Source organism: Gracilimonas sp. (assembly GCF_017641085.1).
Classification (GTDB): domain Bacteria; phylum Bacteroidota; class Rhodothermia; order Balneolales; family Balneolaceae; genus Gracilimonas.
The window spans coordinates 283,837-304,340 of sequence record NZ_JAEPPI010000002.1 but is presented as its reverse complement, the minus strand read 5'-3'; the positions used below and the strand labels follow the sequence as shown (position 1 = coordinate 304,340).

19 protein-coding genes are annotated in these 20,504 nt (G+C 45.8%); 7 read left to right on the top strand and 12 right to left on the bottom strand.

Annotated features, from left to right (window positions below):
* Positions 1 to 131: 131 nt before the first annotated feature.
* Positions 132 to 1,214 carry a kelch repeat-containing protein gene (locus JJ941_RS08255; protein ID WP_290963710.1) on the bottom strand — a complete coding sequence of 361 codons (1,083 nt, stop codon included), beginning with the start codon at positions 1,212 to 1,214 and terminating at the stop codon, positions 132 to 134.
* A gap of 117 nt (positions 1,215 to 1,331) precedes the next feature.
* Between JJ941_RS08255 and JJ941_RS08250 the strand changes: the two genes are divergently transcribed.
* Genes JJ941_RS08250 through JJ941_RS08240 form a run of 3 tightly spaced genes read left to right on the top strand, consistent with a single transcriptional unit; the run spans position 1,332 to position 4,524 of the window.
* Entirely contained in the window at positions 1,332 to 2,153 is an 822-nt protein-coding gene (locus JJ941_RS08250) for an SDR family oxidoreductase (protein ID WP_290963708.1), read from the top strand.
* Positions 2,153 to 3,520: an aldehyde dehydrogenase gene (locus JJ941_RS08245; RefSeq protein WP_290963707.1), complete on the top strand. Its 1,368-nt coding sequence runs from the start codon at positions 2,153 to 2,155 to the stop codon at positions 3,518 to 3,520. Before JJ941_RS08250 ends, JJ941_RS08245 begins: the two co-directional genes overlap by 1 nt.
* Entirely contained in the window at positions 3,517 to 4,524 is a 1,008-nt protein-coding gene (locus JJ941_RS08240; RefSeq protein WP_290963706.1) for a YhdH/YhfP family quinone oxidoreductase, read from the top strand. Before JJ941_RS08245 ends, JJ941_RS08240 begins: the two co-directional genes overlap by 4 nt.
* Positions 4,525 to 4,626: 102 nt before the next feature.
* Here the strand turns inward: JJ941_RS08240 and JJ941_RS08235 are convergent, their stop codons facing one another.
* Entirely contained in the window at positions 4,627 to 5,025 is a 399-nt protein-coding gene (locus JJ941_RS08235; RefSeq protein WP_290963704.1) for a response regulator, read from the bottom strand.
* 150 nt (positions 5,026 to 5,175) lie between these two features.
* Here JJ941_RS08235 and JJ941_RS08230 point away from each other — a divergent pair, with 150 nt between their 5' ends.
* Entirely contained in the window at positions 5,176 to 5,445 is a 270-nt protein-coding gene (locus tag JJ941_RS08230) for a hypothetical protein (protein WP_290963703.1), read from the top strand.
* A 13-nt stretch (positions 5,446 to 5,458) separates the two neighbouring features.
* Here the strand turns inward: JJ941_RS08230 and JJ941_RS08225 are convergent, their stop codons facing one another.
* From JJ941_RS08225 to JJ941_RS08205, 5 genes are read right to left on the bottom strand one after another with little or no spacing between them, the layout of a single operon-like run.
* Complete coding sequence (locus JJ941_RS08225; protein ID WP_290963701.1) at positions 5,459 to 5,839, bottom strand: DUF1801 domain-containing protein; 381 nt, start codon at positions 5,837 to 5,839, stop codon at positions 5,459 to 5,461.
* Positions 5,836 to 6,750, bottom strand: a complete 915-nt coding sequence (locus tag JJ941_RS08220; RefSeq protein ID WP_290963699.1) for a prolyl oligopeptidase family serine peptidase — start codon at positions 6,748 to 6,750, stop codon at positions 5,836 to 5,838. The genes JJ941_RS08225 and JJ941_RS08220 overlap by 4 nt, the downstream gene beginning before the upstream one ends.
* Before the next feature lie 41 nt (positions 6,751 to 6,791).
* Positions 6,792 to 7,532 (bottom strand): helical backbone metal receptor, encoded by a 741-nt coding sequence (locus JJ941_RS08215; RefSeq protein WP_290963697.1) that lies wholly within the window; start codon positions 7,530 to 7,532, stop codon positions 6,792 to 6,794.
* A complete protein-coding gene (locus tag JJ941_RS08210; protein ID WP_290963695.1) occupies positions 7,525 to 8,379 on the bottom strand; it encodes a fructosamine kinase family protein in 855 nt (284 codons plus the stop codon). The genes JJ941_RS08215 and JJ941_RS08210 overlap by 8 nt, the downstream gene beginning before the upstream one ends.
* A 3-nt stretch (positions 8,380 to 8,382) precedes the next feature.
* Positions 8,383 to 8,922 (bottom strand): low molecular weight protein-tyrosine-phosphatase, encoded by a 540-nt coding sequence (locus JJ941_RS08205; RefSeq protein ID WP_290963692.1) that lies wholly within the window; start codon positions 8,920 to 8,922, stop codon positions 8,383 to 8,385.
* Positions 8,923 to 9,090: 168 nt separating this feature from the next.
* Between JJ941_RS08205 and ileS the strand changes: the two genes are divergently transcribed.
* From ileS to JJ941_RS08190, 3 genes are read left to right on the top strand one after another with little or no spacing between them, the layout of a single operon-like run.
* Positions 9,091 to 12,249 carry an isoleucine--tRNA ligase gene (gene ileS, locus JJ941_RS08200; RefSeq protein WP_290963690.1) on the top strand — a complete coding sequence of 1,053 codons (3,159 nt, stop codon included), beginning with the start codon at positions 9,091 to 9,093 and terminating at the stop codon, positions 12,247 to 12,249.
* Between the two features lie 10 nt (positions 12,250 to 12,259).
* Complete coding sequence (locus JJ941_RS08195) at positions 12,260 to 12,661, top strand: TraR/DksA C4-type zinc finger protein (protein WP_255134336.1); 402 nt, start codon at positions 12,260 to 12,262, stop codon at positions 12,659 to 12,661.
* Between the two features lie 10 nt (positions 12,662 to 12,671).
* Positions 12,672 to 13,262 carry a signal peptidase II gene (locus JJ941_RS08190; protein ID WP_290963686.1) on the top strand — a complete coding sequence of 197 codons (591 nt, stop codon included), beginning with the start codon at positions 12,672 to 12,674 and terminating at the stop codon, positions 13,260 to 13,262.
* A gap of 198 nt (positions 13,263 to 13,460) precedes the next feature.
* Here the strand turns inward: JJ941_RS08190 and ribB are convergent, their stop codons facing one another.
* The 5 genes from ribB to fadJ all read right to left on the bottom strand — a co-directional run bounded on the left by ribB (position 13,461) and on the right by fadJ (position 20,489).
* Positions 13,461 to 14,660 carry a 3,4-dihydroxy-2-butanone-4-phosphate synthase gene (gene ribB, locus JJ941_RS08185; protein ID WP_290963684.1) on the bottom strand — a complete coding sequence of 400 codons (1,200 nt, stop codon included), beginning with the start codon at positions 14,658 to 14,660 and terminating at the stop codon, positions 13,461 to 13,463.
* Positions 14,661 to 14,857: 197 nt separating this feature from the next.
* Positions 14,858 to 15,178, bottom strand: coding sequence for a preprotein translocase subunit YajC (gene yajC, locus JJ941_RS08180; protein ID WP_290963682.1), 321 nt, complete (start codon positions 15,176 to 15,178; stop codon positions 14,858 to 14,860).
* Between the two features lie 342 nt (positions 15,179 to 15,520).
* Positions 15,521 to 16,432: a universal stress protein gene (locus tag JJ941_RS08175; protein WP_290963680.1), complete on the bottom strand. Its 912-nt coding sequence runs from the start codon at positions 16,430 to 16,432 to the stop codon at positions 15,521 to 15,523.
* Positions 16,433 to 16,444: 12 nt separating this feature from the next.
* Positions 16,445 to 18,064: a BCCT family transporter gene (locus JJ941_RS08170; RefSeq protein ID WP_290963678.1), complete on the bottom strand. Its 1,620-nt coding sequence runs from the start codon at positions 18,062 to 18,064 to the stop codon at positions 16,445 to 16,447.
* Between the two features lie 307 nt (positions 18,065 to 18,371).
* Positions 18,372 to 20,489 (bottom strand): fatty acid oxidation complex subunit alpha FadJ, encoded by a 2,118-nt coding sequence (gene fadJ, locus JJ941_RS08165; RefSeq protein WP_290963677.1) that lies wholly within the window; start codon positions 20,487 to 20,489, stop codon positions 18,372 to 18,374.
* Between the last annotated feature and the right edge of the window lie 15 nt (positions 20,490 to 20,504).

The window sequence follows — 20,504 nt, the reverse complement described above, 5'->3', positions numbered from 1 at the left end:
GTCATGTGAGGATATTTATGTCTTTCTATTTGTGCTGATGTGAAAGCGTTAAGATACTTCAGAAAATGATTCAATAAAAAAGCGAAAGGCAGTTACGCCTTTCGCTTTGGTAAAGTAAAAAAAGATTCGGATCAGTTGGCTGCTTCCAGCTCAACGGTGAATTTCTGAACCATGTCGGTTACCCGTTGGTCGTTAACCATTCCGCCAACCAGGTAAAACTCGTCACCTGCTCTGGCAATGCTGCGGTGATCCATGCTGGCCGTTGGCATTTCACCTAACTCAACCCACGCTTCGGTATCCAAACGATAGGCGAAAACGGTACTTTCAGCGAATGCGGGTTTGGCATTATAGCCAATTCCGTTGTAGTTATAGGGGTTGGTTGATCCGCCCACAAACACAACCATTTCTACCGGAGATGATACACCGACAGCCGCCATACGGTAGCGTGCCTGCCCCGGGTGCTGTTTGATGCGTGTCCAGTTAATTTCTTCCGGGTTCTCGGCGTTAATCTCACCTTTGATACTGCCGGGAGACATCATGAAAATCTGTTCGCCCTCATCAACAACAGTTTGAACACCGTCAGAAAGAACCATCGTGTTGCCAACAATACCACCGGAATGCCCAAATACGGGAGGGCCGGGGTACGGTGTGGCGTGTGACCATGAATTTGTCTGGGTATCATACACCTGCACATTCGAAACGTTGTTGGTGTTATTCCATCCGCTAACCAGGTAGATGTAGCGGTCTAGGTAAACCAGGGAAACAGCGTCTTCAACAGGAAGCAGCATGTCGGCAACCTGCTCGTAAGAATTAGCATCAGGATCATACCTGAATACTTCTTGTGTTGATACTTCAGAACCATCTTCAGCTACGGTATATCCGCCAAAGATGTAAATCTGTCCGTTTACGGTTTCAGTGGTGCTGGCTAACCGGCCGGTTCCGTCAGGGACACCGGGAATTTGCTCCCAGATTCCTTTATTGACGTCGAATCTTGCAGCGAAATCACTTACATCGGCGTGTGTTTTGCCTTCTTCCAGTCCCAGAAAGGTGTACACAAACCAGTCACCGTCAACCTGAGCAGCTGTTACGGCATTGTTGGAAATTCCCATCGGTAATGACTCGGCTTCCTCCCAGTTGAGCGCAACCTTTTGAGGTGCTTGCTGGCAAGAGGCCAACAAAATTGAAAGGGTGAAGAGTAATAATATTCTTTTCATTGTATGAATAATTGACTTATAGTCTGATTTTTAATTTTGCCTGAACACTTGCACATTGGCAACAACATTTGCGTTCAGTATTTGTTTAATTTCAAGCTTTAAAGATACGGTTTTTATATGTCTTCTTTTAAAAATAAAATTGTTTTAATAACCGGCGGAGCCAGTGGTATTGGCTATCTGATGGGGGAAAAATCGTTGCAAAGAGAAGCACGTAAATTGATCATTTGGGATATAAATGAAGACAAATTGCTTGACGCCGCAAAACGTCTTTCCAAACAAGGGTATACTGTGGAGACGGGCGTTGTGGATGTAAGTGACCCTGAGCAGGTTCAGCAAGAGGCAAAAAAAGTTTTAGATGAGCACGGGTCCATCGATATGTTATTCAACAACGCAGGAATTGTAGTGGGTAAAAAGTTTGAAGAGCACTCGATAGAGCACATCAAAAAAACCATGAATATTAACAGCCTTGGTTTGATGTATGTAGCCCGGGCTTTCTTGCCGGCTATGATTGAGAACGGATATGGATATATCATCAATATCGCTTCGGCAGCAGGACTCACCCCAAACCCCGGCATGACAGTATATGCAGCCAGTAAATGGGCGGCTGTGGGCTGGTCGGAATCGTTGAATCTGGAGCTTAAGAAAAATGAGGACCCGGTGAATGTGCTTACCGTAATGCCCAGCTACATAAATACCGGAATGTTTGCGGGGGTTACCGCTCCGTTACTTATGCCCCTGCTCGATCCGGATGACATTTCAACCAAAATACTGGATGCGGTAGAGCGGGAAAAAGAACGGCTCAGAGAACCATTCATGGTAAAACTAACTCCTTTTATAAGGGGAATTCTCCCTGCTAAATTATACGATTTTGTAGCAGGCAAAATTTTTGGTGTTTATGATTCCATGAATACTTTTATTGGCAGAAAAACAGATCATTGATGGACGGAAAAGAATTGTTAGAGCGTCAGCGTACTTACTTTAAGTCCGGGGCTACGAAATCGGTAGAGTTTAGAATACATCAGCTTCAAACGCTGAAAAAGCTCCTCACCGAACACGAGGAAGAATTTATGCAGGCCGTGCATAAAGACTTTAAAAAGCCCGAGCTGGAAATGTATGCCACCGAGCTCGGCATTCTCCATAATGAGATCAGTTATGTGCTGAAAAACCTCAAAAAATGGACGAAGCCGCAAAAGGTCTCAGGCGCTCTGGTCAATTTTCCCTCCAAGAATTATACAGTTGCCGAACCTTACGGATCCGTTCTTATCATTGCGCCATGGAATTACCCGGTTCAGCTGGCTTTGCTGCCTTTGGTGGGTGCTATTGCGGCCGGTAATACGGCGGTAATAAAACCGTCTGAGTTGACGCCCCATACCTCTGCGGCCATCAAAGAAATTCTCGGGAAATGGTTCAAAGAGGAGTTTGTAGCCGTGGTGGAAGGCGGAGTGGAAACAAATCAGGATTTACTTGCCCGGGATTTTGACTACATCTTTTTTACGGGCAGCACCCGGGTTGGTCAAATTGTGATGGAGGCGGCGGCAAAGAACCTGACGCCCGTTACGCTGGAGCTGGGAGGAAAAAGCCCTTGTATTGTGGACGAAACGGCCGACCTTGAAACGGCTGCCCGCCGCATTGCCTGGGGGAAATTTGTGAATGCAGGTCAGACCTGTGTAGCCCCGGATTACTTACTCATTCAGTCAAAGGTGAAAGTTCAGTTTCTGGAACATTTTAAAGAGTCGGTTCGGGATTTTTATGGAGTGAACCCGAAGCTGAGCCCTGATTATCCGCGGGTAATAAATGAATCACATTTTGACCGGCTGGAAGGTTATCTGGATGATGGAAAGATCTATTGTGGGGGCAAAACAGACCGGAATGAACTATACATTGAGCCGACGGTTTTAGTGGATGTCAAAGAAGATGGCAGCGTAATGGAAGAGGAAGTTTTTGGCCCCATTCTTCCGGTGTTGACCTTCGAAAAAATCCCTGAAGCCATCAATGTGGTAAACTCAAAAAGCAAGCCATTGTCGCTGTACCTGTTTTCGAAAGACAGCGATGCAGAATCGATGATTACAGAGAAATGCTCCTTTGGGGGTGGTGCAATAAATGATGTGCTTGCTCATCTTGGAAACCATCACCTGCCATTCGGGGGCGTTGGCAATAGCGGAATGGGTGCGTATCACGGAAAGCAAAGCTTTGATACATTTTCGCATACCAAAAGCATTATGAAGAAACCATTTTGGCTGGATATCCCTTTTCGGTATGCCCCTTACAAAGGAAAATTAAAGTGGATTAAACGAGTATTAAAATGAGTGAAGAGAAATTCAGAGCATTTTATGTAGAAGAGAAATCGAAAGGGGAATTTGTGTCATCAGTAACGGACGTGCCACGCACCTTTTTGCCCGACCACGACGTGCTGATTCAAGTTCACTATTCATCACTTAATTATAAAGATGCCCTGTCAGCTTCGGGTAATAAAGGAGTGACCCGAGAATACCCACACATTCCCGGCATCGATGCTTCGGGTGTTGTTTTGGAAGATAGGTCCGGCGCGTTTTCCGAAGGACAAAAAATAGTGGTTACCGGTCGTGATTTAGGCTCCAATACCCCCGGTGGATTTGGAGAGCTTATTCGCGTGCCCAAAGATTGGGTAGTGGAGCTTCCGGCCGCTTTAAATATGGAAATGGCTATGAAGTATGGAACAGCCGGCTTTACTGCTATGTATGGGGTGAAGCGGCTGCAGCGCGAACTTATCAAGCCGGAGGGCGGAAAAGTACTCGTGACCGGAGCGACGGGTGGTGTGGGTTCACTTGCCGTTTTCTTTCTTTCACAATTAGGATATGAAGTTGTGGCAGCCACCGGTAAAATAGATAAAGAGGATTTTCTGAAAGAGCTTGGCGCGGCTGAAGTCATTCACCGGGATGAAGTTTCCGGGGTAAACGAGAATTTTTTGCTGAGCAGTGAATGGAATGGGGCTATAGAAACGGTTGGTGGGGAAATGCTGGATGCGGTGATCCGCCAAACCAATCATGACGGAGCGGTAGCCTGCTGTGGGAATATTTTGGGGCATGAACTGAAGACAAATATATACCCATTTATTCTGAGGGGGGTAAGCCTGTTGGGCATAGACTCCGCCATATGCAAAATGCCGATGCGGTTAAAAATTTGGAATAGCATCGCTGGAATGAACCACGGAAAACTACCGGATGATCTCGCCCGAATAGTCGGTCTGGAAAACCTTAAGCCCGAGATTGAAGCTATATTGGACGGGAAACAGGCCGGACGTGTAGTGGTGCAGCATCAAACCTCGGGATAAATAAAAAAGCCGACACAAAAAGGATGTGTCGGCTTCGGAAAACAATAAAGCAGCGGTCAAACTACTTTATGTGGGTTATGGGTATTTGTTTGATCTAAGTTCTTATGCTGCGTACTGAGATTTTGAATTAATCTTGTTCTCAGCTTTACCAAGTGAATTAGACAGATCAGATTTGGTTACAGGCTTCAATAAAAAATCGATGTAATCTACATCTTTAGCTTGATTCAATACCATCGGGCTGTCATCGCCAGAAAGAAAAATTACCGGGATATCAATTTGGTCGGAACGCAATTGTTTTGCTGTTTCAATGCCATCAAGGTCACCGGAAAGCTGAATGTCCATCAAAAGTATAGAAGGATTAATGTCGGCGATGATCCCGAGGACTTCTTCTCCACTGCGGGCCATGCCAACTACTTCATAGCCAAGCTTGGTAACCAGCTTCTTCTCTACTATAGATAGCAGCGGGTCATCTTCAACAATCATTACCTTTCGTGAAATCACGGTAGCCCTGTCCGATTCATATTAAAAACTTCTAATGTTAATATATTAGAATATTTTAATAGGGTCAATAAGCTTGCGAAACTTTTTTTACTGAGGGTGAATTAACAGATTCAGCATATATTGAAATACACAACTCATAACATTTGAACCATGATAAAACTACACAGGAAGCGACAAGATACGGCATCTGACCAGCTGGAGCAGCAGCTGAACAACCTCGTGATTTCTTTCAAAAAGGTGAACTATGAGGAGGAAGGGGAGCAGATAAAGCTCCCATATATTGAAGAAGACGGAGTGGAGTTTCATACTGAAGAGGAAATTGCCGGGTGGATGAGAGACTTGGAATCACAATTAAACTGGCAGCGGTCGTTAAGCGGAGATGGGTGTTTTATAGATCCGAAAAGCGGGAAAATATGCTGATCTTAAATCCGGATTATTCTTGAATTCGCTTCCCTTTGGGATTGTAAGGCACCGTTTCATCAAGAAAAAGAGCCTCGTTGATGATTTCCCGGATGGTGTCTTTAGGAATTTCATCAACCGTTCCAAAATCTACACTCAGTACTTGTTTACGTCCTTTGCTTTCCAGCAATCCTTGTTCGTTTGAAAGTTCATATCCCCGAAGAAAACAGAGCGACACTTTTCCATTCTTGAGAGGGTTGAGGTAGCAAACCCAGGTATTTTGGTCGTAAAAAGGAATGCGGTATTTAATGGCAGAAGATACCGTGGGAAATGAAGTTAACAGGTTGTGGAAGTAGAGCATGACCTCTTTTTGATTTCCCTCATGCCGCAATATGAAATCTTCTGCCGCATTCATTGATCCAGAGAGTCTGCATTAAGGTGATGGGTTAAAAACCAGGTGTACAAATCACCCCCACGATAAACTCGCTTCCAGGTGTCATGCCCGAGGTCTTCATGATTTGTGAACCGGACATTCGTGTGCCCTAACTCTTCCAGCCTGTTCAATCCCGGGTAAAAATGTGATGCCCGAACCACCGGGTCCCTTCCACCGGCAAATGCCCAGACCGGTATTTCATGTTCGGCGACAGGAGCCATTAAATCGGGATGTCCCCAACCTACTACCGGAGCGATAGCAGCAAATCGTTCGGGATAAGCACTTGCCAAATACCAGGTGCCAAAGCCTCCGTAGCTCAAGCCGGTTAAATATATCCGACTCGAATCTGCCCGGTAATTTTCAATCACATAGTCAATCATCCCGATGAGATCCTCTTCTACCCGCTCCCAGCCATTTGGTAAAGTAATATAATCGGGGAGCTCACTTTCATCTCCATTCATAGTCTCGGAAGTAGGTGCAATAGGTGTTCGTTCGGGAATTCCTTCCTCCATTCTTTTTGGGATAGAAGTGGTATCACGATTTTGCAGATATGAAACGCTTTCATCCATCCCAAACATATGCAGTTGTGGAGAAATGATAATAAATGGCAGGTCTCTTTTATGAATCCATGCTTCTTTTAATGGGCCGTGCATCAGTACAAAACCGAGCTCATCTTTTCCATTGCCTCGTTCTCCGTTTCCATGAAGAAACATCATTACCGGCCAGTTTTTGTCTGACACTTCATAACCGTTAGGAAGATACAGGTAAAAGTCCCGTTCCTCGCCGGCAACCTGACTGGTGTAAGAAATGCGTTCCAGTTTATCGGTCTGGCAGCCTGTAAGCATGAGGATAATGAGTATGAGTAGGGTGTGGGAGAAACGAATGGTAGTCATGGTAAACACAGTGTTCTTTCCCGAATATAGCAGAATAAGAACTAAAGGGAAGCCCGCCATTCATTTAGAAAAGAAAACGCCTTTGTCATTCGCGAGCCATACCAGCTGAACCATTCCCCGTTAATGAGTTCCACTTTTGAATCAGGACAAACCGCTTTGATTTCATCGATGTGTTTTTCTTTAAAAGGATAGGGCTCGCTGCTGAGGAAGATTAGTTCGGGAGCATGTTCTGAAAGCTGATTGAGAGTGGTTTTGGGATATCTTTTATGAAGACCGTACACATTATCCAGCCCATATTTATGCAGCACATCATGAATATAGGTGTCATTTCCAACCGTCACCCAGGGGTCTTTCCAAATGAAATAGGCTACGGAAAGAGGAGGTTTTGCAGGGCGATCATTTAAAAGAGCCGTAATTTTCTTAACAAGTATTCCGGCCTGTTTCTTAACCCCAAGCACTTCTCCCAGTGAGCTTATTTCCAGAATGGCATCCTGAATAGAATCAATTTCTGTAACCCGAACCTTAGCATACTTGTCGAGCAGATCGATGTCTTCTTTTCGGTTTTCCTCTTTGTTTGCAAGGATGAAATCCGGCTCAAGCTCCACAATTTTCTCAAGATTCGGATTCTTTGTCCCCCCGATAATATCAATATCCTTAATCTCCTTGGGGTGCACACAAAACCGGGTGCGACCAATCAACTGATCTTTTAATCCCAGTTCAACCAAGAGCTCGGTTAGGCTTGGAACCAGTGAAACAATGCGGGTGTAAGGTAAATCAGGCATAACGGTTGATGATGTTCTCAGCCTGGCGACAATAACTTCCGCCAAACAAATTGGCATGAACTAAAATGGGGTACAGGTTGCAGATGGTAACCCGGCTGTCGAAGCCGCCCTCAGGTGGGTATTCTTCATTGTATCCTTCGTAGAAATTAGCTGAGAATCCACCAAAAAGACGAGTCATAGCCAGGTCCATTTCCCGGTGGCCATAATAAACGGCGGGATCATAGATGCTTGCTTGTCCACTTTTGGTGAACATGTAGTTTCCGCTCCAAAGGTCTCCGTGAAGCAGTGAAGGTTTTTCAGTAGGAAATATAGACCCGAGTTTTTTATACATCCCTTCCACATTTTTCAGAATAGACCGGGTGAGTTTGCCGGACTCAACGCCCATACGCACTTGGGGCTCAATCCGCTCCAGGGCAAAGAAGTCGGGCCAGTTGGAATGCCGGGTATTAGACTGAGGTAGCTTGCCAATGTAATTATCATGATCCAGCCCGAACTGATCAGCGGTTTGTTTATGAAGCTTCGCCAGCTCTTTACCGAAATCTTGGGCTGAGTGTTGTTTTCCGCCACCTTCCTCAACCCAGTCAAGAACAAGAAAATCTTCTTTGACTAAAACCGGAGAAGGAATTTGAAGGTCAGTGTCGGCTGAATTCAGTAATTGAAGCCCTTTTGCCTCGGCTTCAAACATATTTTCGGGAGCAGAATTATTCCACTTTACGAACAATTCTTTCTCATCATCCAATACAATTTTGGCAGCCTGATTGATATCGCCACCATGAACTGACTGAAGAGATTGAATCTCCATGTTCAGCTCTTGCCGGATTTGTTCTTTGATAGCTTCGGGAAGCATAAATTATTTTTCGATGAGGGGTTCTAATTCTTCAAGCAGGGCTTCGCAGCTTCGGTTCAACACCTGGAATACATTTTCGAATCCTTGCAGCCCGCCATAATAAGGGTCGGGTACTTCTCCATCTCCGGGATTGGGATCAAACTCGCGCATCATCTTTATTTTATCCGAAAATCGATTTTTTCGGTCTAAGGTTTTGATATTTTTGAAATTTTCGGAGTCCATGGCCAAAATGAGGTCAAACTCTTCCAGGTCGGCATACTCAAACTTTCGGGCTTTGGAGGGAAGGTAAATTCCATGCTTATTTGCGGTAGCCTGGCTCTTACTGTTAGCCGGCTCTCCTACATGATAAGCGGCCGTTCCGGCTGAATCGATATAGAAATAATTTTCCAAGCCGGCCTCCCTCACTTTATGAATAAAGATGCCTTCGGCGGTAGGACTTCGGCAGATATTACCCAGGCACACAAAAACGAGTTTATAAGGATTTTCTTTAGAAATGGTTCGGTGATAGGTTTCAGTCACAATAATTGAATTATTTTTTCCCAAAGGTATGTGTTGCTAAACAGCTTTTCATCCCTTTTCATTTAGTCTTCCTAAAACCAATTGCTCCTTAGCTACAAGTGTCAGATTTTTTTGAACGAACTGAATACATGGTTTTCTCTGATATTTTGTATATTTGAGGCTTATAAATGATTCGCCGGAACTAAGTTTTTTATGGCAAAAAAATTCGAAGAAATAAAGCAGTTAAGCTTTCCCAAATCAGAAGTTGAAACCCTGAATTGGTGGAAGGACCACAAGATTTTTAAAAAGAGCCTCAAGACTCGTGAGGATGGTATTCCCTATACCTTTTTTGAGGGGCCGCCCACAGCCAATGGCAAGCCGGGTATTCACCATGTGATGGCCCGTACGGTAAAGGATATGTTTTGCCGGTATAAAACATTGAAGGGCTTCAGGGTTGAACGAAAAGCGGGCTGGGATACGCACGGTTTACCCGTTGAGATTGAAGTTGAGAAAGAATTAGGGCTCGAAGGTCGCGCACAAGTTGAGGAATATGGCATCGAAAAATACAATGCCAAGTGCCGCGAAAGTGTGCTCAAATACAAGGATCTTTGGGATGAATTAACCTCCCGAATGGCTTATTGGGTAGATCAGGATAACCCGTATGTAACCTTCGAGAATAATTATATCGAGTCGGTTTGGTGGGCGTTTAATAAGCTCTTCGAAAAGAATTTAGTGTACAAGGGATATAAAATTCAGTGGTACTCACCCGGCAGTGGAACCGTACTTTCTTCCCACGAAGTAAGCTTGGGTTATAAGGAAACGCAGGACCCTTCTATCTACGTGAAGTTTCCGGTTGAAGGAGAAGAAAATACCTATTTCCTTGCTTGGACTACTACCCCTTGGACTATCGTATCAAACATGGCGCTTGCCGTGAATCCGAATCTGGATTATGTGAAAGTGGGGCATTTTGATGAGACTTTCATCATGGCCAAAGATTGTGTGGAAGAGGTTTTGGGTGAGGATTACATCATCCAGGAAGAAATGAAAGGTTCAATGCTGCTGCACCGCACTTATGAGCCTGTATTCGATTTTGCCTTCAAAGAATATGACAAGTCGCAGGCCTGGAGGGTGATTCCGGCTGAGTATGTGACAACCGAAGACGGCACCGGCGTGGTTCATACCGCACCTGCCTTTGGTGCTGATGACTTTGACTCGTGCCAGAAATCTGACATTCCGATGTTCAACCCGATTGACCGGGACGGTAAGTTCACCGAAAAAGCTCCTGATTTTCAGGGGCAGTGGTTTAAAGAAGCCGACAAAGATATTGCCCGGGCTATTAAGGAAAAGAACCTCATGTACAAGCATGAGACGATGGTCCACAATTATCCGTTCGACTGGAGAAAAGGAACCCCGTTGATGTCGTACCCGGTAGAATCCTGGTTTATCGAAACCACTAAGGTTAAAGACCGGATGGTTGAGCTGAACAAGCAAATCAACTGGAAGCCGGAAAGCACCGGAACCGGTCGTTTTGGAACCTGGTTGGAGAATAATGTGGACTGGGCCGTTTCTCGTCAGCGTTACTGGGGAACACCCATTCCGATTTGGGTGAGTGATAAAAATCCGGAGTATGTGGAATGTATTGGCAGTATGGCCGAGCTCCGTGAAAAAGCCGGTTTGGATGAAGATGCCGAAATCGATCTGCACCGTCCCTATATAGATGAGTTAACCTGGGAAGGCCCGGACGGCGGAACTATGCGTCGTATCCCTGACCTGCTGGATGTTTGGTTCGACTCCGGCGCCATGCCTTTTGCTCAGTGGCACTATCCTTTTGATAACGACCACGAATTCAGCTATAACTACCCGGCCGATTTTATCGCGGAAGGTGTAGATCAAACCCGTGGCTGGTTCTATACTTTGCACGCCCTGGGAACGATGCTGTTCAACGAGCAGGCGTATAAGAATGTAGTATCCAATGGACTGGTTCTCGACGAAAACGGTGAGAAAATGAGTAAATCGAAAGGAAATACGGTAGATCCTTTTGAGGTTATTCAGGAATATGGAGCCGATACCGTACGCTGGTATATGATGAGTAACTCTTCCCCGTGGGAGAATCTGAAGTTCAGTGATGACGGACTGAAAGAAGTTCAGCGGAAGTTTTTCAACACCATCGTAAACACCTATTCTTTCTTTGCGATGTATGCGAATATTGATGGGTTTACCTTCTCAGGAACGGCTATTCCTATTGCTGATCGCCCCGAAATTGACAAGTGGGTGATATCGAAGCTGAACTCAACCGTTAAGCTGGTTGAAGAATATTATGAAGACTACGAGCCGACCAAGGCTGCACGCGAACTGGAAAGTTTTGTGGAAGAGCTGAGTAACTGGTACGTGCGCAGGAACCGGCGGCGTTTCTGGAAAGAAGGAAACACGCTGGATAAAACAGCTGCCTATCAAACCTTATATGAATGCCTGAGCAACCTCAGCAAGCTGATCAGTCCTATTGCTCCATTTATTGGCGAGTGGTTGTATCAGAAGCTGAATAGCGTGACTCAGCAGGATGAGGAGTCGGTGCATATTGCCTTCTTCCCGACCGTGGAAGAGACAGCGATCAACAAGGCGCTGGAACATAAGATGGAAATGGCCCGGTTGATTTCCTATATCGTATTACGTGTACGTAACCAAATTGAGATGAATGTTCGTCAGCCACTTTCGCGAATTATCCTTCCTATAAAGGATGAAAGTGAACGGCAGGCCATTGAATCGGTTCGCGACATAATATTAGAAGAGGTAAACATTAAAGATATCCAGTTTGTGGATGACGATTCCGGAATTGTTCGGAAATCGGCGAAACCAAACTACCCGGTTCTGGGTAAGAGGTTGGGCCCAAAAATGAAGCCCGTAGCCGCCCGGATTGGAGAACTGACCACGGAAGAAATCACCGAGTTTGAAAAGAACGGATGGATTGATCTCGAAGTTGAAGGTGAAACCATTCGTATTGACTCAGAAGGATTAGAGATTATCCGCACCGGACTTGAGGGTTGGACGGTAGAAACTGAAGGTGGTTTAAGCGTTGCTGTAGATACGGACCTCAGTGAAGAACTGATTCAGGAGGGTATAGCCCGTGAATTTGTAAACCGTGTGCAGAATATGCGAAAAGAAGCGAACTTTGACGTGACGGATCGCATTGCGATTGGTTTTACCGGAGCAGACAATATTAAGGAGGCCGTTGTTTCTATGAGTGATTATATTAAGAAGGAAACACTGGCGGAAGAAATTCAAATCTCAGAGCTGGAAGTATCAGACTTCACCAAGAGCTGGGAAATTGGAGAGGAAGAGTGCACCATCTCCATCCGAAGAAATATTAATTCATAACCAAGCAGCTATGGCTAAAGAAGAATCAAAAAACGAAGAAAGAGTATCTCCCTACAGTGATAAAGAACTGGAGTACTTCCGTGAGATTATTATCAAGAAGATGGAAGAAGCTGAAGAAGAGCTGAATGCTCTGCAGCGAACCCTTCGCGAAAGCATGGAAAATGCCTCGGATGAATCGGCCTATTCTTACCATATGGCGGATGCCGGAACAGATGCTCAGGAGCGGGAAAAAACCTACATGCTCTTTAACCGGACCCGTAAGTTTGTAAAATATCTGGACGACGCCCTCAAGCGCATCGACAATAAAACATACGGCGTGTGTAAGGTAACCGGGAAGAAGATATCCAAAGGCCGGCTGGAAGCTGTGCCCCATACTCAGTTGAGTATCGAAGCAAAACTGAAACGCAGATAACCCTACCGGTTTGACCCGAAAAAAACTGCTCGCTTTATTAGTACCGGCTGTTATTGTGCTGGTTATTGACCAGATTACGAAATGGCTGATCCGGACTACCCCTGAATTGCAGAATAAAGTCCTTATAGACGGGTGGCTGCAATTCTATTTCACCAAGAATCCCGGGATGGCTCTGGGTATAGACGTACTCTCTACGCCCGTTATCAGTGTCATAGCAATTCTGGCCGTCACCGGAATTATGATATACATAATTCGACACCTCGAACAGGCGAGCGTCGGCTACCTGGTGTGTATGGGGCTGATAGTAGGGGGGGCTTTCGGCAATATCACCGACCGGCTCTTTATGGGGTTAATTATGGATTACGGTGGTGTGCTGGAAGGTCACGTGGTTGATTTTATTTACTTCTCCCTTCAAATCGGGGACTGGACTGTTTTCCCTTATATCTTTAACGTGGCCGATATCGCCATTTCCTGTTCCATCATCCTGCTACTGATATTCAACAAGCGCTTCTTTATTACACAAAAAGCAGAAGATGGGTCCTCCGAAGTACCGGATGATGTAACAATGGATGAGCCTACCAAACAGGAAGGGATTATTTAGTTCGTTTCCTGATTACTACTCGTACAACTCGTTCCTAACGTCCCGTTAGGAACGCCTGCCTGAACCTCTGGTTCAACATATTTTAGTGAGATAGAATAGATTGACGGGCTGAAAATGGAATGGAACCAGTGGTTCCGTTATGCATCACAAACCGGAGGTTCGTGATGATGAGAGGTCGAGAAGTAGTGAGAAAGTATTTTAGCTATCTGGGTTGCCTTCTTCTTTCTCGAAAGGATACTTCTGAGCTGAGAAATCAAAGTTGTGCTCAATAGGAACCTGATCTACAATCTCGAGCCCAAAACTTTTGATTCCAATTCTTTTTACAGGATTATTCGTCATCAGCTTCAGCTTACGGATGCCGAGTGAGCGAAGAATTTGAGCGCCGACACCGTAATCCCGGGCATCACCTCGTGGGGAGATATCCTCTTCGTTGTCGTCCATCTTGCCTTGCTGTAAGGCTTTCAATGTTTTCAGCTGATTTACGAGTACAGAGCCGCGTTGATTCCGGTTCATGTATAAAACCACACCTTTTCCTTCACGCTCTACCTGAAGCATCGCCTGGTGAAGCTGTTCGCTGGTATCTTTATTGCGTGCTCCGAAAATATCCCCAATCAAATCGGAAGAGTGAACACGGGTAAGCACCGGTTCTTCTTTCGTCCAGCTGCCTTTGGTTAAGGCTAGGTGAATATCGCCTGTGAGCTTTTCTTTGAAAGCGCGTAAGCTGAAATCGCCATACATGGTGGGCAGGTTCACATCCATCACCTCGTGGACAAGCGTCTCGTTTTCGTTACGATAAGCGATAAGATCTTTTATCGTGATGATCTTCATCTCAAACTCATCGGCCATCTTGATGAGATCCGGAACGCGGGCCATCTCACCGTTTTCCTTCATAATTTCACAAATAATACCCACCGGTTTTAAACCGGCAAGTCGGGCAAGGTCGATGGCTGCTTCGGTATGGCCGGCTCTTCGCAGAACCCCGCCTTCTGCTGCAAGCAGCGGGAAAACATGTCCGGGGCGACGGAAGTCAACCGGCTTAGAATCGTCACTGGCTAATTCACGAATGGTGTTAGCGCGATCGGCAGCAGAAATTCCGGTTGTGGTCTGCCGTTTGTGATCGATAGAGATGGTGAAATTAGCTTCATCAGGATCGGCTCCCTCCTGCACCATATGCCGTAAATGCAGCTTATCGGCTTTTTCTTTGGTGATGGGAGCACAAACCAGCCCACGGCCGTGGGTTACCATCAGGTTAATGGCTTCGGTGGTAACCATTTCGGCCGCCATCAGGAAATCACCTTCATTCTCCCGGTCTTCATCATCCACAACGATGACCATTTTGCCATTTTTAATGTCTTCAATGGCTTCGGGGATGGTGTTAAAGTGAAATTCCTGATTCATGGTTTATTGAATTTGGGGTATGATATAACTAATTGTCATCCTGAGCGATTAGATGTTAAATATTGAACCAATGTTTAACGCGAAGGATCTCAAATTCAGAACAAGGATAGTTGTCAAAACTTGAGACTCTTCGCGATGACTTTTTTTCCAATAATATTCAAATTGAGTGCTCAGAGTGACAACAAAAATAGGATCAGTTAGTCCTTATCCTGTTTGTGTGGATTCACATCGGTTACGGCCGACTTCAACATGCGAAGTTTGGTGCCGCTGTCGATATCGAGCAGGAATTCATTCTCTTCGATTTTGTCCACAATACCGATGATGCCTGAAGACGTAACAACTTTGTCGCCCTTTTTCATGCCCTCAACTTGCTCTTTAATTTCCTTTTGTCGTTTACTTTGCGGGCGAATAATGAATAGGTAAAATACCAGGAAAATAGCACCAAGAAACACCAGGTTAATGATGCCGGCATTCGGGTCATCAGGATTACCCATTAAAAAAAGTGGTAAAAAATGCATAGTCATAGATTAATGTGCGATTAAATTATTGCGGGGTGAAGATACGAATTCCTGTATTCAATGACGATATTAAAACGGTTTGCCAATGTGCTGTCATTCCCGTGGGGTGCATTGTGAATATCATAAAAACAAACGAAGAGTTAGAGGTAGAGCCTCGCTTTGGTATTGCGGAGCAGAGCACCTTAACGAGGATAAAATGGAACCAGCGGTTCCGCTATGCATCACGAACCAGAGGTTCGTGACGAGAAGTATGAGGACAAGTGTGTTACTTACAGCAACCTCAAAGCGTCTGCAGGTCCTATGAGCGTAGCGTCAGGACCGTTTATCCCGAACAGTCAGCTCTTAACTAAACAACGTCTTCAGGAATTTCTGATGCTTCTCTTTGTTCTTGACGACCAACAGCGGAATCCCGAACGAGTAGTAGGTCATTTTATCGGTGAAGTCGTCCCGCAGAATGCTGGTGATTTTCTTATCCGACTTGGAACCTACAATGATAAGGTCGGCCTGATTTCTCACGGCCTCGTCATAAACCTCATCCCCGATTCGCCCTTCTTTGTGTAAGGTGAGGGTGAAAGTAACATCCTCAGGGAGGTCATATTCATCAATAAACTCCTTCTTCTGCTCTTCGATGTGACCACGGATTTTGTCTTTGTCATCCTCCGTTGGCATGTACGGGAAAAAGTGAGAGGGATACTTAAAGATATGCTGTGCCTGAACAGTTCCATTCTGTGGTTCCACAAGATTCCGGGCCAGTTTAACCGCATTCGCTGATTGCCTGGAGAAATCGACCGGCGCAAGAATGGTATTCATAGCGTAACGGCTGTTTTCCGGCACAAACAGAATGGATGCCGGCACATATTTAACGATGCGGCGGGCAATCACCCCTTCTCCCACATACCCGGTTTTCTTACCCATCATAAGCAGGTCGGGATCCATGGTATTCATCAGCTCAATAATCTGATCGGTGGGGCGTCCTTCTTTTATGATCAGTCGTATTTCGATGTCATTCTCTCCAAAGTGTTCTTCAACCTTTTTGTTGAGTTCATCCCTGATGACGTCTTCGAAATCCTGATCGGTTTCAATATCAGGAAACAATTCCGCCATTTCCTTTGCCACATTTCCGGACTCAACCACGTGCAAAAAAGAGATGGTTTTAGGTTCAATGACAGAAGTTAGAAAATGGGTGTATCCAATCAGGATGTCGTCCATATTGGATAAGTCTAAGCAAACAAACCAGTGTTCGAAATTCTTCATAATTCTACTCTTTTAGTCCTCTTGTTTTTGATTCTTGATGGTATCTTTGACGAGGTCTTCGTACGAGTCGCGCTCTTTGTCTTTTATTTTCTGTTGATTCTCTTTGTACTCGCGTTTTAATCCCCTGTGCAGGCTGTAGCACATAATCAACAGTATGAGTGCGAACGGTAAGCCGGTACTAATGGAAGCTGTTTGCAGGGCACTTAACCCTCCGCCAACCAATAAGATGGCAGCTACCAGTCCCTCGGTTTGAGCCCAGAATATACGCTGACCTACCGGGGCATCCAGTTTACCACCGCTGGTTAGTCCGTCGATGACCAGTGAGCCAGAGTCGGAAGAAGTGACGAAGAAGCTCAAAATAAGTACGATGGCAATGATGGAGGTAACCATCTCAAGCGGGAATTGTTCAAGAAATACAAACAGAGCAGTGGCTACGTTTTCATTTACGGCATCACCGATGGCTCCGGTTCCGCTCATTTCCAGGCTGATAGCGGTTCCGCCAAACGCAGACATCCACAGGAAGGTGATGATGCTGGGAACAATCAGCACGCCCAGTACAAATTCTTTTACGGATCGTCCTTTCGAAATACGGGCAATAAACATTCCTACATATGGAGACCAGGAAATCCACCAGGCCCAGTAGAATATAGTCCATGAACTCTGCCAGTTGGTTCCGGCATACGATTCCGTCCAGAAACTAAAGGTGGCAACAGAATTGAGGTAACCGCCAAAGTTTTGAATGAAGGAATCGAAGATGAATATCGTCGGGCCAACCAAAATCACAAACACCAGGAACAGGGCAGCGATTCGGACATTCATTTCACTAAGCACCCGAACACCCTTATCAATTCCAAGCACTACCGAAACGGTGGCAACCCCGGTAATGGCTACGATTATCCCGACCTGCAGGTAGATGTTATCCGGTAAGCCGAATACATGATCGAGCCCGGCGCTTACTTGTAGCACGCCTAAACCCAATGAAGTCGCTAATCCAAATAAGGTGGCCAACACGGCAAGGATGTCAATCACATCACCCATCCAGCCTTTGATGCGATCTCCAATCAACGGATAAAATACCGAGCGGAAGGAAAGGGGAAGTCCTCGGTTGAAGGCAAAAAATCCAAGCGATAAACCCACTACCGCATATATCCCCCAGGCGTGAAAGCCCCAGTGCAGATAAGTGAGGTTCATGGCTTGCTGGGCAGCTTCAACAGTTTCGCCGTCAGCCATAGGTGGGGACAGATAATGAAAAATCGGTTCCGCCACACTCCAGAACATAATGCCGATACCCATCCCGGCACTGAACAGCATGGCAAACCAGGCAAGGGTGCTGAAGTCCGGTTCGGCGTCCTCACCACCCAGCCGTATATTCCCAAATCGACTGAAGGCAATGAATAAAGAAAAGATGATGAACACGTTAACGGCGATCACAAAAAACCACCCGCCATTATCGGTAATAGTAGATTGAATGGTGCTGAATAATGATTCAGCCTGGTCGCCGAGTAAAAGTGTTGCGGCAATCATTGCGGTAATCAATATTACTGACGGCCAGAAAACAGGTTTATGGATGTCAAAATATTTATTGATACCTGTTTTTTTTGCAGGCTCTTTTTCTTCTCCTCTAATTCCCATGATGTAGTTGTTACAAAGTTAAAATTGACTCGCTTTTTACATGAATAAGCGGTTGTCAGGGCGGCACACATTGAAAGGCTAAGCAGCAGTAAACTAACATCTGCTTGAGTTGAAGTGCTCCCAAATTGCGAATTTCGATGACTTCATGTTCTCCGGTTTCGGAGATTTATAACTTGCAGTTAGCACCAGGCTACTGAAATAGCTGGCTCTACAAGAAAAAGCAATACGCTCAATAGCTCATGAAAGGCTACCGAAAAAGCAGGGGATTATCAAGTTGGAGGAGGTCAGAGCACAAAATCACTCATTCTCACTCCCCATAAAACCTTTTCCCCTCTTTGGCATAATCCACCAAAATTTGGGCAGGTTTAAATCTTGGGCCGAATTTTTCGGTGAACTCATTGAGCTGATCTACCACTTTTTGAACGCCGGTTTGATCGATGTAGCGGAAAGGGCCGCCAAGAAAGGGCGGGAACCCAAGCCCGAGAATGGCACCGAGGTCACCATCTTCCGGGGATTTCAGGATGCCTTCTTCAAGGCACCAAGCGGCTTCGTTGATCATGGTTAAAGCCATGCGCTGTTGGGCGGTTTCTTTGTTGCGATTGGTTCGGCTTGAGCCTCCGAAGTACTCATAAATCTCGGTGTTTACTTCTTTCTTTTTGCCGGAGTTGTATTTGTACATGCCGCGTTTGTTTTTTCGGCCGCGATACCCGGCGTCCAGGAGTTCATCTGCTTTGTTGGACGATTCAACGCCGCGCTCGGCAAACTTCGGCCCCATCGTTTCGGCTACATGGGCACCCACATCAAAACCGACTTCGTCCAGCAGCGCCATAGGTCCCACCGGGTAGCCATAGTCTTTCATGATTTTGTCGAGGAACTCGATGGACGCTCCTTCGTCCAGCAGCACCAATGCCTCATTCATATACGGAGCCAGAATGCGTGTGGTATAAAAACCGGGCCCGTCATTAACGACAATTACATTCTTGCCCTGATTCACTCCAACCTGATAAGCGGTCTGCGTAACCCAATCGGCCGTTTGATCGGTGGTGATGATTTCGAGCAGGGGCATTTTTTGAACCGGTGAGAAGTAATGCATCCCAATGATATTCTCCGGCCGTTGAGCCCCCTCAGCTATTTTTGAAATAGGCAGCGAGGAAGTATTGGATGCAAAAATAGTATGGTCGGGACTACTCGACTCGATTTGCTGGACGATGTTCTGTTTGAGTTCCAGGTCTTCGAATACCGCCTCAATCACCAAGTCAACAGAGCTGAATCCCTCGTAGGAATCCACACCGGTAACACGACTGGCGGTTTTGTCCCGCTCAAATTCCGATATGATTTTCTTTTGAGCTTTTTCATTCAAGGATTTCCAGATTTCCTTCTCGCCTTCAGCGGCATTTTCAATGGTTTGATCTTTGAGAAGTACGCGATAATCGCCTTTGTCGATGCTCACTTCAGCAATCCCGGAACCCATGAGTCCTGCCCCAAGAACCCCGATTTTTTTGACTTCCCTTACCAAATCAGGATTCGGAACTTTCTTGGATGCATTCATCCCAAAAAAGAGGTTCACCAGGTTTCGGGATTCCTGCGTAGCCCCCAGTTCACCAAATAAAACGGTCTCGTTTTCCAGTCCTTTTTCGAGGCCATGCTTGTATCCATACTCAACGGCATCGATGATTTTAGGAGGAGCCGGGTAGTTCCCCTTGGTTTGGCCTGCTGTTTTCTTACGGGCCTGGGAAAAGATGACTTTTCGACCCAGCGGATTTCCCTCCAGAAGTTTATGCAGAAACGGCCGTTTATCTTTTCGGTCGAACTTGCCGTCCGATATTTTATGCACGCCCTTAATCGCAGCTTTTTCGATGGCGTCTTTATGAGTCACTTCATCCACCAACCCCATGCGCTTAGCCTGACGGGTATATATATTTTTCCCGGTCAGCATATAGGGAAGGGCATTTTGTATGCCAATTAAGTGGGGCAGCCGTTGCGTTCCTCCGGTTCCGGGCAGAATGCCGAGTTTGACTTCTGGAAGCGCAAAAACGGTCTTGGAGCTATCCGAACATACCCGGTAATGGCAAGCGAGAGACAGCTCCAGTCCGCCCCCCATGCAGCTTCCATGAACAGCCACGGCTATGGGCTTGGAAAAACCGGCAATACGATTGAGGATCTTATGCCCGTCTTTACTGAGTTGCTCTATCTCTTTGGCCGTATCCCGGGCCTGAAACATATCGATATCAGCCCCGGCAATGAAGTTGTCTTTCTTCCCGGAAATAAGAACCGCTCCCCTCAGGTCATCATTTTGTTCAAGCTCTTCAAGGAATTCCGAGAACTCGTCCATCATCGACTCATTGAGTTTATTCACTTTCTCGTCGGGTAAATCCAGCGTGATGATGGCAACGGAATCTTTATGTGTTATGTGTAGGTAGCTCATGTTTTTTGAACTTGT